The following is a 16,532-nucleotide window of genomic DNA, read 5'->3' as shown; positions in this document are numbered from 1 at the left end:
AGCTCCGATCATAAAGGCGCGCTCATCGTGCGTGAGCGTCACCTGTGTTGGCTAAGGGGGTGGCAGCCCTTCCGGCATCGCGGATAAATGTTCGTGGCAGGCCAGCCATAGGCCTTGTTGTTCTTGGCCAGACGCTTGTTTCTTGAAAACAATCGTCTCGCGCTCCTGGCTGAAGTGTTGCTCCCCTTGCATGCGCAACTCGGTGGCCACGTCATGGATGAAAATCGCCACGTCACCCTGCAGGCTGACGAAAGCGTTGCTTGAAGTGCACGAGAGCACCTCGAAGCCATCCTCAGAGCGCCAGCCGTCCCACAACGCCTGATAGGCGTCGCGCGACAGCAGGGGCTGTTCGAGGGGGTAGAAGACGAAGCTGGCATCGGCGCTGAACGCGCCGAAGTAGGCTTCGCGATCGTTACGGGCAAAAGCGGACACCAGATCGGCGGCGGCTTTGAGAACCTGATCACGTTCGCTCATGACCGATCCTCAGCGGTGGACTACGCCAGGCAGTACGCAGAGCATTTCGTACAGCAGGTTGGCGGCCAGCAGCGAGGTGTTGCCGGTGGTGTCGTAAGCGGGCGAGACTTCTACCAGATCGCAACCGACCAGGTCGAGGCCTTGGCAGCCACGAACGATCTCGATTGCCTGAATGGTCGTCAGACCGCCGATTTCCGGGGTACCGGTGCCAGGTGCCCAGGCCGGGTCGATGCCGTCGATGTCGAAGCTCAGGTAAACAGGACCGCCGCCGACTTTTTCGCGGACTTCAGCCATCAAGGGCTCCAGCGATTTGTGCCAGCACTCTTCAGCCTGAACCACACGGAAGCCCTGGTTGCGGCTCCAGTTGAAGTCGTCAGCGGTGTAGCCCTGGGCGCGCAGGCCGATCTGCACGACACGGTCCGGGTCCAGCAGGCCTTCTTCAACGGCGCGACGGAAGGTGGTGCCGTGGGCGATTTTCTCGCCGAACATGTGATCGTTCACATCGGCGTGGGCATCGATGTGCACCAGGCCGACCTTGCCGTGCTTTTTATGGATGGCACGCAGGATCGGCAGGGTGATGGTGTGGTCGCCGCCCAGGGTCAGCGGGATCACGTCGTGTTCGAGGATGTTGTCGTAGGACTCTTCAATGATCCGTACGGCATCCAGCAGGTTGAAGGTGTTGATCGCGATGTCGCCAATGTCGGCAACCGACAGCGAGTCGAACGGCGCAGCACCGGTGGCCATGTTGTACGGGCGAATCATTACCGATTCAGCGCGGATTTCGCGAGGCCCGAAGCGGGTGCCGGGGCGCAGGGAGGTACCGATGTCCAGGGGCACGCCTACGAAGGCAGCGTCCAGGCCGGCAGCGGTATTCAAATGGGGGAGTCGCATCATGGTGGCGATGCCGCCGAAGCGCGGCATTTCGTTGCCGCCCAGTGGTTGGTGAAGAATCTTGTCCACGGGTAGGGCCTCATCGTCGTTGTTTTATTTATGTCGGTTGCGCCGTTCACGGAAGGGACGAGCGCACCTTGTGGCGCCGATTCTGCGAAATGTAGTGGCCGGGAAGAATCGCTACGGGCAAATACTTAGTTCAGATTTTTCTAAACTAATGGAAGTGGCGGCGTTAGACTTCACCCCATACGCAAAACCCAATGCCGGGAACAAACCTGGTGGGAGCGAGCTTGCTCGCGATAGCGGTGGGTCAGTCAACATTGATGTTGGCTGTTACGCCCTCATCGCGAGCAAGCTCGCTCCCACAAGGATTTGCATTGATTCGAGCATTGCGCGTCACCCCGAGATCGGAGCATTTCCATGGCCAACGCTTTACCCGACCTGAAACTATTGCGCATCTTCGTCAGCGTGGTGCGCCATCAGGGGTTCGCCAACGCCCAGCAGGAGCTCAATCTCTCGACGTCGGCCATCAGCACCTACATGAGCCAGCTCGAAGCAGCCCTTGGCCTGGTGCTGTGCCATCGCGGCCGTGGCGGTTTCAGCCTGACCAGCAAGGGTGAGCTGTTCCATCAGGAAACCCTGCGTCTGTTGGGCGAACTCGAAGGCTTCGAGCAGTACGCCGCCGCCCTCAAGGGCGAGTTGCGCGGTACCTTGAACCTGGGGGTGATCGACTCCACCGTCAGCGACAAGGCTCTGCCGTTCGCCGAAGCCATCGGCGCCTACAGCCAGGAACACCCGGCCGTGCACTTGCACCTGTCGGTGATGAGCCCTTACGAATTGCAACTCGGCGTGCAGGACAACCGTCTCGACCTGGCCATCGGTGCGTTTTCCACGCGCATGAGCGGCCTGGTGTACATGCCGCTGTACCGTGAACAACACTGGTTGTATTGCAGCACGCGGCATCCGCTGTTCAACGAGCGGCGCATTCCCGAGCAAGTCATCACCCAGCAGCGCATGGTAGGTCGTGGTTATTGGAGCCAGGCCGAACTGGCGCGCCACGGTTTCAAGCACAGTGCCGCGACGGTAGAAAGTATGGAGGCCCAGTTGATCCTGGTGCTGTCCGGCGCCTACATCGGTTACCTGCCGGAGCACTACGCCCAGGCCTGGGCCGACAAGGGTGACTTGCGGGTGCTGCTGCCGGCGACCTTCGGTTATCAAGCGCCGTTCTCGATGATCGTGCGGCGGGGCCGTAGCCGCGAGCCGCTGATCCAGACATTCCGCGACTTGCTTAAAGCTCAACTGAATCAGGCGTAAAGACGATGTCCAGAGTTCAATGTCCGCGTTGTCTGCGCCCGCAAACTCATTGCCTGTGCCCGCTGATTCCCAGCCTCGACAGCCGCACCCGGGTACTGTTGTTGCAGCATCCGAGCGAAGTGAATCATGCGTTGAACACCGCGCGTCTGGCGGCGCTCGGGTTGAAGAATGCCGAGTTGATCGTCGGCGAGGTGTTTGAGGATTTGCCAGTGCTGTTGAATCAGCCGGGGTATCGGGCGCGGTTGCTGTTTCCCGGCGAAGATGCCCAACCGATGCAGGCTTGTGCCGCGACAGACGAACCCTTGCTGCTGGTGGTCCCGGACGGTACCTGGCGCAAGGCACGCAAGATGCTGCACCTCAATCCGCTGCTGGCGGCGTTGCCAAGGGTGACCCTGGCCGAGGGCGGTGTGTCCCGCTATCGGTTGCGCAAGGCACCGGGACCGGGGGCGTTGTCGACGGTGGAGGCGATTGTGCAGGCGCTGGAAACCCTCGAAGCGCCGACTTCGTTTGCGCCGTTGTTAAAGCCATTCGAAGCGTTGATCGAGGGGCAGATTGCGGCGATGGGGGAGGAGGTTTTTCAGCGTAATCATGGGCCGAAGTAGGCGTCGTCAATGACGGCCCCTTTGCGAGCAAGCCCGCTCCCACAGGTTCAGCGTGATCCGTGTGGGAGCGGGCTTGCTCGCGAAGACGGCAGAACAGTCACAGAAATTTCCAACCAGTTCTACCTTTCCCGCATCGCCTCGGTCCGTGCCTTCAACACCGGCTTGAGCAGATAATCCAGCACCGTTTTCTCCCCGGTAATAATGTCCACCGTCGCCACCATCCCCGGGATGATCAGCAGTGGTTTCACATCCCCGCCCAAATGGTTTTTGTCGGTTCGCACCTGAATCAGATAGAAGCTGTTGCCCTTATCGTCGGTGATGGTGTCAGCCCCGATCAACTCCAGCTTGGCGCTCAGACCGCCGTAAATGGTGTAGTCGTAGGCACTGAACTTGACCATGGCTTTCTGGCCCGGATGCAGGAATGCAACGTCCTGTGGGCGTACCTTGGCTTCGATCAGCAGGTTGTCTTCCAGCGGCACGATTTCCACCATGTCACTGCCGGGCTGGACCACGCCGCCGATGGTGTTGACCTTCAACACCTTGATGATGCCGTGCACTGGCGAGACCACGGTGGTACGGGTCACGCGGTCGTCGATGGCGATGCTCGAGGCCGTGATTTTCGACAGGTCAGTGCGTTTCTCGTTCAGCTCTTTGGCGGCTTCCGAGCGGAAGGTTTGCTCCGACTCGTCGATCTTGCTTTTGATTTCGTTGATCGCCGATTCCGCCCGGGGAATCGCCAGTGTGGTGGCGTTCAATGAGCCGCGAATCTCCACCGCGCTGCGTTTGAGCCGCAGGATTTCCACCGGTGACACCGCCCCCGTGCCCACCAGCGGCGCGGACATGTTCATCTCTTGTTGCAACAACGCCAGGCTTGAACTGAATTGACCCTGTTTCGAGCGGAACTCCGCTAACTCCTGGGTTTTTTGCCGAAGTTGTTCGCTCAGGGTGCGCTGCTCGCTGGCCAGTCGCCGTTGCCGCTGTTCGTACAACGAACGCTCGTCTTCAGCCACTTGCGGGGCTTTGGCGATCACTTCTTCCGACAGCTTGAACGGCCGGCCTTCGGCTTCGGCCGAAAGCCGTTCGACCTGCGCGGTCAAGGCAAAGCGATCAGCTTCGCTTTCGCCCTTGTTCGACAGGTAGCGGGTGTCATCCAGGCGCAGCAAGGTGTCGCCCTTGTTCACCATCTGTCCTTCACGGACGAAAATTTCAGTGACGATGCCGCCCTCCAGATTCTGGATCACCTGGACCTTGCTTGACGGAATCGCCTTGCCTTCGCCCATGGTCACTTCCTGCAACACGGCGAATTTGGCCCAGACCAGTGCACAGACCAACAGCGCGGCCGCCAGCCACACGGTGATCCGCGACCAGCGCGGTGAGTCCTGCAAGGAGGCGCCGGCGGTTTCCGGCATGTACTCGGTTTCGGCACTTTTGTTGAAACTGTCGAAGTAGCCACGGGAACCTGGATCGGCAGACATGGGCGACTCCTAGACGGCCGCAGAGCCGACACGGCCCTTGCGCAGTGCATCGATGACCGCGTCTTTCGGACCGTCGGCGACGATCCGTCCGTTGTCCAGTACCACCAGCCGGTCCACCAGGCTCAACATCGAGGTGCGGTGGGTCACCAGCAGGATGGTTTTGCCCTGGACCCATCCGTGAAGTTTTTGCCGCAGGACGTCTTCGCTGCTGTTGTCCATGGCGCTGGTGGGTTCGTCGAGCAGCATGATGGGCGGGTCGAGCAACATCGCCCGGGCCATCAATACGGCCTGGCGCTGGCCGCCGGACAACAGTTGCCCGCGTTCACCCACGGGCCGGTCGAAGCCTTGCGGGTGTTGCCGGGCCAGTTCGGTAACGCCGGCCATCTCTGCCACTTCGAGCATGCGTGAGTCGCTGATATAGCGCGCGCCGAGGGTCAGGTTGTCGCGCAGGCTGCCGGCCAAAAGCGGCAGGTCGTGGGCGACGTAACCGATTTGATGGCGCAGGTCGGCGACGTCCAGTTGCCGCAGGTCCAGGCCATCGAGCAGCAACTGGCCTTCATCCGGTTCGTAGAAGCCCATCACCAGTCGCGCCAGGGTACTTTTGCCTGAGCCGCTGCGGCCAATGATGCCGACGCGCTCGCCGGGTTTCACACTGAAGCTGACATTGGCCAGGGCAGGCGCACTTTGGCCGTTGTAGTGGAAGGTTACGCCGACAACATCCAGTGCGCCTTGCAGTTGGGTGCGCTCCAGTGGCCGTTGTCTGGCGTCGCGCTCCTGGGGCAGACCCATCAGCGCATCGGTGCTTTTCATGGTCAGTTGCGCTTGCTGGTAGCGGGTGATCAGACCGGCGATCTGACCCAGTGGTGCAAGTACCCGGCTACCGAGCATGTAACTGGCCACCAGGGCTCCGACGCTGAGGTTGCCGGCGATGATGCTGTAGACCCCGGCGACGATGATTGCCATGCCGGACAGTTGCTGGATGAACAACGTGCCGTTAGTGGCCAGGGCCGAGAGGTTGCGCGCGTGGCTGTCGAGGCGGGTGAGGGCGCCGTGGGTGCTTTCCCATTTGTGCTGGCGTTCGCTTTCGGCGCTGCAGGCCTTGAGGGTTTCCAGGCCGCTGAGGGTTTCGATCAGCAGTGCCTGGCGTTCGGCGCCCAGGCTGAGGCTTTTTTGCACGGTATCGCGCAGGCGCACCTGGATCACCATGGCGAAGATGATGGTGATGGGAAAAGCCAGCATCGGGATCACCACCAGCCAGCCACCGAGCAGGCCGATCACCAGCAGCATCAGCAGGCAGAAGGGCAGGTCGATCAGGCTGGTGAGGGTCACGGCGGTGAGAAATTCCCGCAGGCCCTGGAAGTCATGAATGCTTTGGGCGAAGCCACCGATGGTCGCCGGCCGTGCTTTCATCGCCATGCCGGTGATGCGCTCGAACAGGGTGGCGGACAGGATCACATCGGTTTTCTTGCCGGCGGTATCCAGCAAGTGCGCGCGCACAACTCGCAGCACCAGTTCGAAAGCCGTGCCGATCAGCAAACCGATCGCCAGCACCCACAAGGTCGAAGTGGCCTGGTTCGGCACCACGCGATCGTAGGTCTGCATCACGAACAGCGGCACCATCAGTCCCAGCAGGTTGATCAGGAAGCTCGCCAGGATCGCATCGCTGTACAGCCATTTCGACAGCTTCAGCGTATCGCGAAACCAGGCCTGGACCCGAGGCACCAGCGGCGATCGCAAGTCTTCGAGTTCGTGACGTGGCCGGGCGAACAATGCCTGGCCACTGTAGTGTTCGGCCAGCTCCTCTGGGCTGAGCCATTGTTCGCCGCCGTCGGCTTCGCTGGGCAGGATCAGCACCTTGCCGTCCTCGCCATAACGACGCAGCACAGCCGTGCGGCCGTTGTTGAGCAGCAGCAGCACGGGCAGGTTGAGCGAGGAGATGTCTTTGAGGTCTCGGCGCAGCAAGCGCGCCTGCAAACCGGCCCGGGCCGCTGCACGGGGCAGCAGGTCCAGGCTCAGGCGTTGGTGTGCCATGGGGAGCCCGGCACTGAGGCTGGCGCGACTGACCGTCGCGCCGTGGAGTTTGCAGAGGATCAATAGACCGTCCAGAAGCGGGTCATCGAAGCTCAGGCGCGGATCGACACCGGTGTTGCCGGGTTCCATGCTGGTCATTGAACCCTCCCGTGCACTACTTCATATCAGGTAGACGAGCTTCGTTTTTCACTTCGGTCTGGGCGATCGCGTCGGCAGGCAGTACGACCCGTTGCTTGCTCAGCAACTGGCCCATGTTCGCCAGGACACGGTACATCGAGAACTCTTCGGTGTAGCGCACTTCGGTATAGCGACGGTTGGCGTTGTAGAGCTCGTTTTCACTGTCGAGCAGGTCCAGCAGGGTCCGTTGGCCGAGGCCGAACTGATCCTGGTAGGCGATGCGCACGCGCTTACTGGTGTCGGCGTATTCACGGGCGGTCGGGGTTTGTTTCTTGGCGTTGACCATGGCGTTCCAGGCCAGGTGAATGTTCTCGTTGAGCTGGCGCAGGGCATTGTTGCGGATGTCCATGGCCTGGTTGATCTTGTGCGAGTCGGAGGCCAGGCGCGCCTTGTCGCTGCCGCCACGGAACAGGTTGTAGTTCATCACCACGCCAACCCGCCATTCGTTGTCGTGCCCTTCGTCACCCTGCAGGTTGTTGTTCGCGCCCACCGCCGCCTCGGCGTCGAAGCGTGGGTAGAACGGCGACTTGGCGACTTCGTACTGGCTTTCGGCCGATTGCACGTCGGCCTGGGCGGATTTCAGGTAAGGGTTGTTTTCCACCATGCTCTGCTGGGCTTCGGGCAGGGTGGTGGGGACTTCGCCGCGAATCGACGGCGGAGTTTCGAGTTCATCGGGCATGCGCCCCACAACGGCATAGAAGTTCGACTCGGCATCGGCCAGATCGACTTCGGCGGTGTCGAGGTTGTTTTCCGCCAGTGCCCGGCGAGCGCTGGACTGGTCGGCATCGGCGTTGCTGCCCACGCCGCGCTGGGTGCGCAGGCCGATCTGGTCGTTGACCCGCAAGTGCGCTTGCAGGTTGTTCTTGGCCAGGGTCACCAGTTCGCGGCGCTTGAGGACTTCGAGGTAAACCTCGGTGGTGCGCAGGGCCAGATCCTGAGCCGTACCCTGAGCGTAATAGGCTCGCGAGTTGACCACGCCTTTGGTGCGTTCGACTTCATTGGAAGTGTTGAACCCGTCGAAGAGCATTTGCCGCAGGCGCAATTCCGACTGGGTGTAATTGAGAATTTCGGTGTGGTGATTGCCGAACGCCCGGGTATTGGTGTTATCGCTGTACCCGCGCCCGTAGGCGGCGTTCAAATCAACCGATGGATAAAAGCCCCCTTTGGCGACCTTCACGTCCTCATCCGCCGACAGTCGGCTGTCCACCCGGGATGCCAGTTCCGGGTGGGTCGCAATGGTGCTCTGGATCGCTTCGGTCAGCGTTATGGCCTGCGCTTGGGACGAGCAGGCCATGGCCAAAAGAACCGCGCTGCAGACGGGGGTTAATAGGCGCATGTACATCTCCCTGATTCCTGATGGTGCTTGTCTGTCGCCAATTATTTGACGAAATTTACCGGTAAAGTTGTTTCACATCTTTAACAAAAGAGCTAAGAACATTCTGGAGCGTAGCCAAGAAATTTTTTTCATAACGGATATGCCAAAAAAAACTTATGCGCTCTGCAAAATCCAGCACATTGTTCAATTAGAAAGCCCTTGTTTTATGGGCTCTAGGGCGCTCATCGGGGTTTGAGTAAAGTTCCAATCCACTTATCGAAATAGAGCGGAGAAGTGCTGGAGGGGAGGGATGCGAGCGATCTGGTGGCGACGGTTTTTTGTCACTTAAGTGCTTCGAGATCGTTACGCATCGCTCACAGGCAACGTTGTTGCGAATAGGGATCCGATGCCATTGATTGCAGAGGGATTTCCCCGAAATCGTAAACAGCGCCGTGAGCGACTGGCTGGGCGAGATCATTGCCGGGGCCACGGCTTACTCAAGTAAACCGGCACCCGGAACACGATCCGCCAGACAACCCGCTCGAGCCATGAGCACGTTCTTCGCGCAATCAAGGTGCCGACAGCGGTTGGCGGCGGAGGAAATGCACATGGCAACGCTCATCGGAATCGTCAGTAAGGTCATCGGTCAGGTGTTCGCGGTTGCGAGCGACGGCACCCGGCGTGCTTTGGTCGAGGGGGACCGGCTGTTCGCTGGCGACCGACTGAGCACCGGCGCTGAAGGCGCGGTGGCGGTACATCTGCAAAATGGCCAGGAACTGACCCTCGGGCGCGACAGCAGCATGCAGATGACGCCGCAGTTGCTCGCCAATCAGATTCCCCATATCGACTCAACCGAAGCGGTGACTCCGAGCGAAGCGCAACTGACCGATGTCGAACAGCTGCAAAAAGCCATTGCGGCGGGCGACGACCCGACCCAAACCGCTGAAGCCACCGCTGCCGGGCCTGCCATGACTACCGGAGTACCGGGCGGCATCCCGGGCAGTGGCCATAGTTTTGTCATGCTCGAAGAAGTGGGCGGGCGAGTCGATCCGGTCATCGGCTTCCCCACTGCCGGGTTCAATGGCATTCCCGAATTTCCCGAAGAACGCCTTAACGTTAATCCGGACATCGCTGTAGCGGACGAAGCCCCCGTGGTGCCGCCGCAGGTGCCGAACAATCCGGTCACCTTCGTCGGCCTGTCGGAGCAGAACGGCGAGCGGACTGTCAATGAAGCCAACCTGGCCGACGGTTCGGCGAGGAACGAAGTTTCGCTGACGCGAAGCGGCACCTTCACCATCAATGCGCCAGACGGGCTGACCAGCCTCAGCATCGGCGCAATCAACTTGATCAGCGGCGGTGTGGCGGCAGGTTTTCCGCAGTCGATCACCTCCCCTCTGGGCAGTACCTTGATCATCACCGGTTACGATCTTGCCACGGGCGTGGTCAGTTACAGCTACACCCTCAACCGTGCCGAAACCCACGCAAGCGGCGAGGGTGCCAATAGTCTTGCCGAACACGTCACCGTGGTGGCCAGCGACAGCAATGGCGACAGCATTACCGGTACGCTGGATATCAGCATCATCGACGACGTGCCGCAAGCAGTCGATGACAGCAATGGCACCGCCTCGGAAACCCTGCTGACCCTCAACGGCAACGTACTGAGCAACGACGTGCAAGGCGCGGACCGGGTGCCGCTCGGCGAAAACAGCGGGCCGATCACCCCCGGTAACTTCACCGGCACCTACGGCACTTTGGTGCTGAATGCCAACGGCACTTACACCTACACCCTGAACACCAGCGATGCCGACTTCCAGGCGTTGCACGGCGGCGGCAATGGCACGGAAACCTTCACCTATACGCTGACAGACGCCGATGGCGACAGCAGCACCGCCAACCTGGTACTGCAGATCCACAACAACGATGACCCGATCACGATTGGCGGTTTGAATGCCGGGGGCGGTGAGTTGACCGTCTTCGAGAAAAACCTCGGCGACGGCAGTGCACCGGATGCCACTGCCCTGACCCAGAACGGCACCTTCACCATTGCCGCTCTCGACGGCGTAACCACCCTGACCGTCGGCGGCATTGCCGTGGTCACCGCTGGCGTGGCCGCCGGCTTCCCGCAATCGATCACCACCCCACTGGGCAGCACCCTGACCATTACCGGGTTCAATGCGGTAACCGGCGTGGTCAGCTACAGCTACACCCTGGTGGACAACGAAGCCCACCCGGCCGCCAGCGGCGCCAACACCCTGCCTGAACAGTTCGCCGTGACCGTGGTCGACGACAACGGCACCACTGCCACCGGTTCACTCGACGTTAATATCGTCGACGACCTGCCCAACGCCGTGGGCGACAGCAATGGCACCGCCTCGGAAACCCTGCTGACCCTCAACGGCAACGTACTGAGCAACGACGTGCAAGGCGCGGACCGGGTGACGCTCGGCGAAAACAGCGGGCCGATCACCCCCGGTACCTTCACCGGCACCTACGGCACTTTGGTGCTGAATGCCAACGGCACTTACACCTACACCCTCAACACCAGCGATGCCGACTTCCAGGCGTTGCACGGCGGCGGCAATGGCACGGAAACCTTCACCTATACGCTGACAGACGCCGATGGCGACAGCAGCACCGCCAACCTGGTGCTGCAAATCCACAACAACGATGACCCGATCACGATTGGCGGTTTGAATACTGAGGGCGGCGAGTTGACCGTCTTCGAGAAAAACCTCAGCGACGGCAGTGCACCGGATGCCACTGCCCTGACCCAGAACGGCACCTTCACCGTCGCCGCCCTCGACGGCGTAACCACCCTGACCGTCGGCGGCATCGCTGTGGTCACCGCTGGCGTGGCCGCCGGCTTCCCGCAATCGATCACCACTCCATTGGGCAGCACCCTGACCATTACCGGGTTCAACGCGGCGACCGGGGTAATCAGCTACAGCTACACCCTGGTGGACAACGAAGCTCACCCGGCCGCCAGCGGCGCCAACACATTGCCCGAGCAGTTCGCGGTGACTGTGGTCGACGACAACGGCACCACTGCCACCGGTTCACTCGACGTGAACATCGTCGATGACCTGCCCAACGCCGTGGGCGACAGCAATGGCACTGCCTCGGAAACCCAGCTGACCCTCAACGGCAACGTGCTGAGCAACGACGTGCAAGGTGCTGACCGGGTGACGCTCGGCGAAAACAGTGGCCCGATTACCCCCGGTACCTTCACCGGCACCTACGGCACTCTGGTGCTGAATGCCAACGGCACTTACACCTACACCCTCAACACCAGCGATGCCGACTTCAAGGCATTGCACGGCGGTGGCGACGGCACCGAAACCTTCACCTACACAATCACCGATTCGGACGGCGACAGCAGTACCGCCAACCTGGTGCTCAACGTCTACAACAACGACGACCCGGTGACCCTCAACGGCCTCAACGTGTATGGCGGTGAGCTGACGGTCTACGAAAAAAATCTCGGCGACGGCAGCAGCCCCAACGCATCGGCCCTGACCCAGAGCGGGACGTTTACCGTCACCGCCCTCGATGGCTTGCAAACCCTGACCGTCGGCGGCATCACTGTCGTCAGCGGTGGTGTGGCCGCAGGCTTCCCGCAAACCGCCGTCACGCCGTTGGGCAGCACCCTGACCATTACCGGGTTCAACGCCGCCACTGGCGTGGTGAGTTACAGCTACACCCTCAACGACAATGAAGCGCACCCGACCGCCAACGGCGCCAACAGCCTGACCGAGAACTTCAACGTCGTCGCTACCGACAGCGATGGCGACAGTGCAACCGGGCAGATCAACGTCAACATCGTCGATGACTTGCCGAAGGGTGTGGACGACAGCAATGCATCAACGGCTTCGGAAACCCAACTGACCCTCAACGGCAACGTGCTGACCAACGACGTGCAAGGCGCCGACCGCGTGCCGCTCGGCGAAAACGCCGGCCCGATTACTCCCGGTACCTTCACCGGCACCTACGGCACTCTGGTGCTGAATGCCAACGGCACTTACACCTACACCCTCAACACCAGCGATGCCGACTTCAAAGCCCTGCACGGTGGTGGCGACGGCACCGAAACCTTCACCTACACAATCACCGATTCGGACGGCGACAGCCGTACCGCCTACCTGGTGCTCAACGTCTCCAACAACGACAATCCGGTGACCCTCGACGGCCTCAACGTGTATGGCGGTGAGCTGACGGTCTACGAAAAAAATCTCGGCGACGGCAGCAGCCCCAACGCATCGGCCCTGACCCAGAGCGGCACCTTCACCGTCACTGCACTCGACGGTGTAACGACCCTGACTGTCGGCGGCATCGCCGTGGTCACCGCTGGCGTGGCCGCCGGCTTCCCGCAATCGATCACCACCCCGCTGGGCAGCACCCTGACCATTACCGGGTTCAACGCGGCGAGCGGGGTGGTGAGTTACAGCTACACCCTCAACGACAATGAAGCCCACCCAACCGCTAACGGCGCCAACACATTACCTGAGCAGTTTGCCGTGACCGTGGTCGATGATAACGGCACGACCGCCACGGGCAGCCTCGACGTGAATATCGTCGACGACCTGCCGAAAGGCGTGTACGACAGCAATGCATCAACGGCTTCGGAAACCCAACTGACCCTCAACGGCAACGTGCTGACCAACGACGTGCAAGGTGCTGACCGCGTGCCGCTCGGCGAAAACGCCGGCCCCATCACCCCCGGTACCTTCACCGGCACCTACGGCACCCTGGTGCTGAATGCCAACGGCACTTACACCTACACCCTCAACACCAGCGATGCGGATTTCAAAGCCCTGTACGGTGGTGGCGACGGCACCGAAACCTTCACCTACACAATCACCGATTCGGACGGCGACAGCAGCACCGCCAACCTGGTGCTCAATGTCTACAACAACGACGATCCGGTGACCATCGACGGCCTCAACGTGTATGGCGGTGAGCTGACGGTCTACGAAAAAAATCTCGGCGACGGCAGCAACCCCAACGCATCGGCCCTGACCCAGAGCGGCACCTTCACCGTCACTGCACTCGACGGCGTAACGACCCTGACCGTGGGCGGCATCACTGTCGTCAGCGGAGGCGTGGCCGCCAGCTTCCCGCAAACGGCCGTTACGCTACTGGGCAGCACCCTGACCATCACCGATTACAACCCGGCGAGCGGGGTGGTCAGCTACAGCTACACCCTCAACGATAACGAAGCCCATCCAACCGCCAACGGCGCCAACAGCCTGACCGAGAACTTCAACGTCGTCGCTACCGACAGCAATGGCGACACGGCGACCGGGCAGATCAACGTCAACATCATCGATGACTTGCCGAGCGCCAAACCTGACTCGTCGTCGGTAGTGGAGGGCGGCACCGTCAACATCAGTGTGCTGGGCAATGACGCCAGCGGCGCCGATGGTCCGGCGACGGTGGTCGGCGTGCGTGCCGGCGGCAACACCTCGACCTCGGCCATCGGCGGACTGGGTAACCAGATCAACGGCACCTATGGCTACCTGACCCTCGATGCCAACGGCAACGCGGTGTATCACAGCAACCAGGATTCCGTCGGCGATCCGGGCGCCACTGACACGTTCACCTACACCGTGCGTGATGCCGATGGCGATGAAAGCACCACCACCATCACCATCGACGTCGCCAGCAGCACGATCAAGGCCAACCCCGATAGCGACGTGACGGTCTACGAAAAAGCCCTCGACCTGAGCAAGGACGGGCTGGACCTGATCGCCGGTACGGTCACCGGCAGCGACCCGGGCAACACTGGCGAAACCGCGTCCGGGACCCTGGTCGGTTCGGTCTCGGGTGCCAGCGGCGCGCTCACCTACACCCTGGTCGGCAGCGCGACAGGCACCTACGGAAAGATCCTGATCAACCCCGACGGCAGCTATACCTACACCCTGACCTCGGCTCCGAAAACCTTGCCGAATGCCAACGACGGGCCGAACAGCCTGAGTGAAAGCTTCACCTACAAAGCGACCGATGCGCTGGGCAACAGCAGCACCAGCACCATCGTGGTCAACATTGTCGATGACGTGCCCAAGGCGGTGGCAACGGATCGCTCGGTGGCGGCGGTGGAGATCGATTCCAACCTGCTGATCGTGCTCGACGTCTCCGGCAGCATGGCGGACCCATCCGGCGTGTCGGGCCTGTCGCGCCTGGCCCTGGCCAAGCAGGCCATCAGTGCCTTGCTGGATAAATACGATGACCTCGGCGATGTGAAAGTGCAGCTCGTCACCTTCAGCAGCAGCGCTACCGACATGACCTCTGTGTGGGTCGATGTCGCGACCGCCAAGACACTGCTGGCCAGCCTCACCGCGAACGGCGGGACCAACTACGACGCGGCCGTGGTGACCATGCAGGCCGCGTTCAACACCTCGGGCAAACTGACCGGTGCGCAAAACGTCGGCTACTTCTTCTCCGACGGCAAGCCCACCACCGGCCAGGAAATCGGCACCGCCGACGAAACCGCGCTGAAAGCCTTCCTCGATGCCAACAACATCAAGAACTACGCGATCGGCCTGGGCAGTGGCGTGAGCAACGCCAACCTCGATCCGCTGGCCTACGACGGCATCAGCCACACCAACACCAATGCGGTGGTGGTCACTGACCTCAACCAACTCAACTCGGTGCTGTCCGGCACCGTGGTCGGCTCACCGGTCACCGGTTCGTTGCTGGGTGAGGGCGGCACGTTCGGCGCTGATGGCGGTTTCATCAAATCCATCGTGGTCGACGGCACTACCTACACTTACGATCCAAACGCCCTCAGCGGCCAGGGTTCGTTGACGTCAAGCGGCGGCACCAACCACGGCACCTTCAACACCGTGAACAACACGGTGAGCATCGCCACCAACAACAGCGGCACGTTGGTGATCAACCTCGACACTGGCGATTACAACTACACCTCGCAGAAAACCACTGCGGTGGTGATCACCGAGAACATCGGCTTCACCGCCAGCGACAACGATGGCGACCTCGCCAGCTCGACGCTGACCGTGAAAGTGATCCCCAACGCGCCTCCGGTGGCGGTGGACGACCACGTCATCACCAACGTGCTCTCGGGCACTGTCGTGGTGCCGGGCGAACTGTTGCTGGCCAATGACACCGACCCCAACGGCGATCAACTCTCGGCAACACCGACTTCGTTCAACACCGGCTGGATCGCCAAGGACGTGGACTTCACCGGCACCGGCGCGATCGGCTTCGCCGGTGAAAATAACAACCCCGCCAACAAGAGTCTGGCCAACGTGCGCAACGCCTTTGTGGCCAACGCGGCGACCATGACGGCGCTGCTTGTGGTCAGTGGCTATCTGGGCGCTACGAACAACTCCAATGGCAACAATGAGGACCTCATCACGGTCAAACTGAAACAGGGTGAGACGCTCAACCTCGATCACAATCTGGACCCTGGGCACATCACAATGGAGTATTCGCTCAACGGCGGGGCGTTCGTAAGCATCGCCGATGGCGGCACCATCACCGCAAGCGCGGAAGGCACTTACCAGATCCACCTGACCAACATCACCAACACCAGTGGCAGCGATGAGAATTCGGCGGAAAACTATCAGCTGACCATGACCATCAACTACTCCGGGGTACAGGCCGGCACCTCGGACTACCACGGCACCTACACCGCCAACGACAACCACGGCGGCAGCGACTCGGCCAACCTGACCATCAGCTATCAGGACGGCCATACCCTCACCGGCACCAGTGGGGATGACGTACTGGTGGCGGGTGCGGGCAACAACATCATCAATGCCGGCGACGGCAACGATGTGCTCACTGCCGGCTCCGGCAACAACGAGCTGCATGGCGGCGCCGGCAATGATCTGCTCTTCAGCGGCCAGGGCAATGACATCCTTGATGGCGGCACGGGTATCGACGCGGCCAGTTACGCCCACGCCACGGCTGGGGTGACGGTCGGCCTCAGCCTGCCGGGTGGGCAAAACACTCTAGGTGCCGGCACTGACACCCTGAGCGGTATCGAAAACCTCATCGGCTCGAACTTCAACGACACCCTGACCGGCGACAACACTAACAACATGATCAATGGCGGCCTTGGCAACGACAAAAATCGGCGGTGTGCCTGACTGGTTCGTCAACCTGGTCGACCTGCGCCCGGAGGGCGGCGATGCCCTGATCATGCGCGGCTGGGAACAACTGGCACGGGTCGAAGTGCTGAGCAATCCGCAATTCGCCCTGGCCAAGCTCTGGGAAAGCACCCTTGGCAGC

General features: G+C 61.3%; 8 protein-coding genes and 1 pseudogene. 4 read left to right on the top strand and 5 right to left on the bottom strand.

The genetic code is table 11. The features are described from left to right. Nucleotides 1-51: 51 nt before the first annotated feature. Nucleotides 52-474: a YybH family protein gene (locus tag KGA98_RS25740; protein ID WP_223504406.1), complete on the bottom strand. Its 423-nt coding sequence runs from the start codon at nt 472-474 to the stop codon at nt 52-54. Nucleotides 475-483: 9 nt separating this feature from the next. Beyond that, a complete protein-coding gene (gene speB, locus KGA98_RS25735; protein ID WP_007984912.1) occupies nt 484-1,434 on the bottom strand; it encodes an agmatinase in 951 nt (316 codons plus the stop codon). A gap of 351 nt (nt 1,435-1,785) precedes the next feature. On the opposite strand from speB, the gene KGA98_RS25730 reads away from it, so the two are divergent. Further along, complete coding sequence (locus tag KGA98_RS25730; RefSeq protein WP_007972518.1) at nt 1,786-2,679, top strand: LysR family transcriptional regulator; 894 nt, start codon at nt 1,786-1,788, stop codon at nt 2,677-2,679. A 5-nt stretch (nt 2,680-2,684) separates the two neighbouring features. After that, the gene (locus tag KGA98_RS25725; protein ID WP_223504404.1) at nt 2,685-3,281 is read left to right on the top strand and encodes a tRNA-uridine aminocarboxypropyltransferase; all 597 of its coding nucleotides are present in this window, start codon (nt 2,685-2,687) and stop codon (nt 3,279-3,281) included. 119 nt (nt 3,282-3,400) lie between these two features. On the opposite strand, the gene KGA98_RS25720 is transcribed toward KGA98_RS25725, so the two are convergent. The 3 genes from KGA98_RS25720 to KGA98_RS25710 are packed head-to-tail and all read right to left on the bottom strand — an operon-like array spanning nt 3,401 to nt 8,300. Then, on the bottom strand, nt 3,401-4,756 hold the full coding sequence (locus tag KGA98_RS25720; protein ID WP_223504401.1) for an HlyD family type I secretion periplasmic adaptor subunit: 1,356 nt from the start codon (nt 4,754-4,756) through the stop codon (nt 3,401-3,403). Nucleotides 4,757-4,765: 9 nt separating this feature from the next. After that, nucleotides 4,766-6,925 (bottom strand): type I secretion system permease/ATPase, encoded by a 2,160-nt coding sequence (locus KGA98_RS25715; RefSeq protein ID WP_223504399.1) that lies wholly within the window; start codon nt 6,923-6,925, stop codon nt 4,766-4,768. A 16-nt stretch (nt 6,926-6,941) separates the two neighbouring features. After that, nucleotides 6,942-8,300 carry a TolC family outer membrane protein gene (locus KGA98_RS25710; RefSeq protein WP_150813384.1) on the bottom strand — a complete coding sequence of 453 codons (1,359 nt, stop codon included), beginning with the start codon at nt 8,298-8,300 and terminating at the stop codon, nt 6,942-6,944. A gap of 587 nt (nt 8,301-8,887) precedes the next feature. On the opposite strand from KGA98_RS25710, the gene KGA98_RS25705 reads away from it, so the two are divergent. Then, a complete protein-coding gene (locus tag KGA98_RS25705; RefSeq protein WP_223504396.1) occupies nt 8,888-16,390 on the top strand; it encodes a retention module-containing protein in 7,503 nt (2,500 codons plus the stop codon). After that, nucleotides 16,383-16,532: pseudogene (locus tag KGA98_RS25700) on the top strand (LapD/MoxY N-terminal periplasmic domain-containing protein); the annotation flags it as partial. The gene KGA98_RS25705 and the pseudogene KGA98_RS25700, both read left to right, overlap by 8 nt.

It is taken from the genome of Pseudomonas sp. BF-R-24, from assembly GCF_019947335.1.
Taxonomy (GTDB): domain Bacteria; phylum Pseudomonadota; class Gammaproteobacteria; order Pseudomonadales; family Pseudomonadaceae; genus Aquipseudomonas; species Aquipseudomonas jessenii.
The sequence above is the reverse complement of the archived record's forward strand: the minus strand, read 5'-3'. Positions and strand labels throughout refer to the sequence as shown.

Bases quoted from the DNA above. Each gene is read 5' to 3' on its own strand.
- KGA98_RS25710 (WP_150813384.1), bottom strand. From the start codon at position 8,300: ATGCGCCTATTAACCCCCGTCTGCAGCGCGGTTCTTTTGGCCATGGCC.
- KGA98_RS25715 (WP_223504399.1), bottom strand. From the start codon at position 6,925: ATGACCAGCATGGAACCCGGCAACACCGGTGTCGATCCGCGCCTGAGC.
- KGA98_RS25730 (WP_007972518.1), top strand. From the start codon at position 1,786: ATGGCCAACGCTTTACCCGACCTGAAACTATTGCGCATCTTCGTCAGC.
- KGA98_RS25725 (WP_223504404.1), top strand. From the start codon at position 2,685: ATGTCCAGAGTTCAATGTCCGCGTTGTCTGCGCCCGCAAACTCATTGC.
- KGA98_RS25740 (WP_223504406.1), bottom strand. From the start codon at position 474: ATGAGCGAACGTGATCAGGTTCTCAAAGCCGCCGCCGATCTGGTGTCC.
- KGA98_RS25705 (WP_223504396.1), top strand. From the start codon at position 8,888: ATGGCAACGCTCATCGGAATCGTCAGTAAGGTCATCGGTCAGGTGTTC.
- KGA98_RS25720 (WP_223504401.1), bottom strand. From the start codon at position 4,756: ATGTCTGCCGATCCAGGTTCCCGTGGCTACTTCGACAGTTTCAACAAA.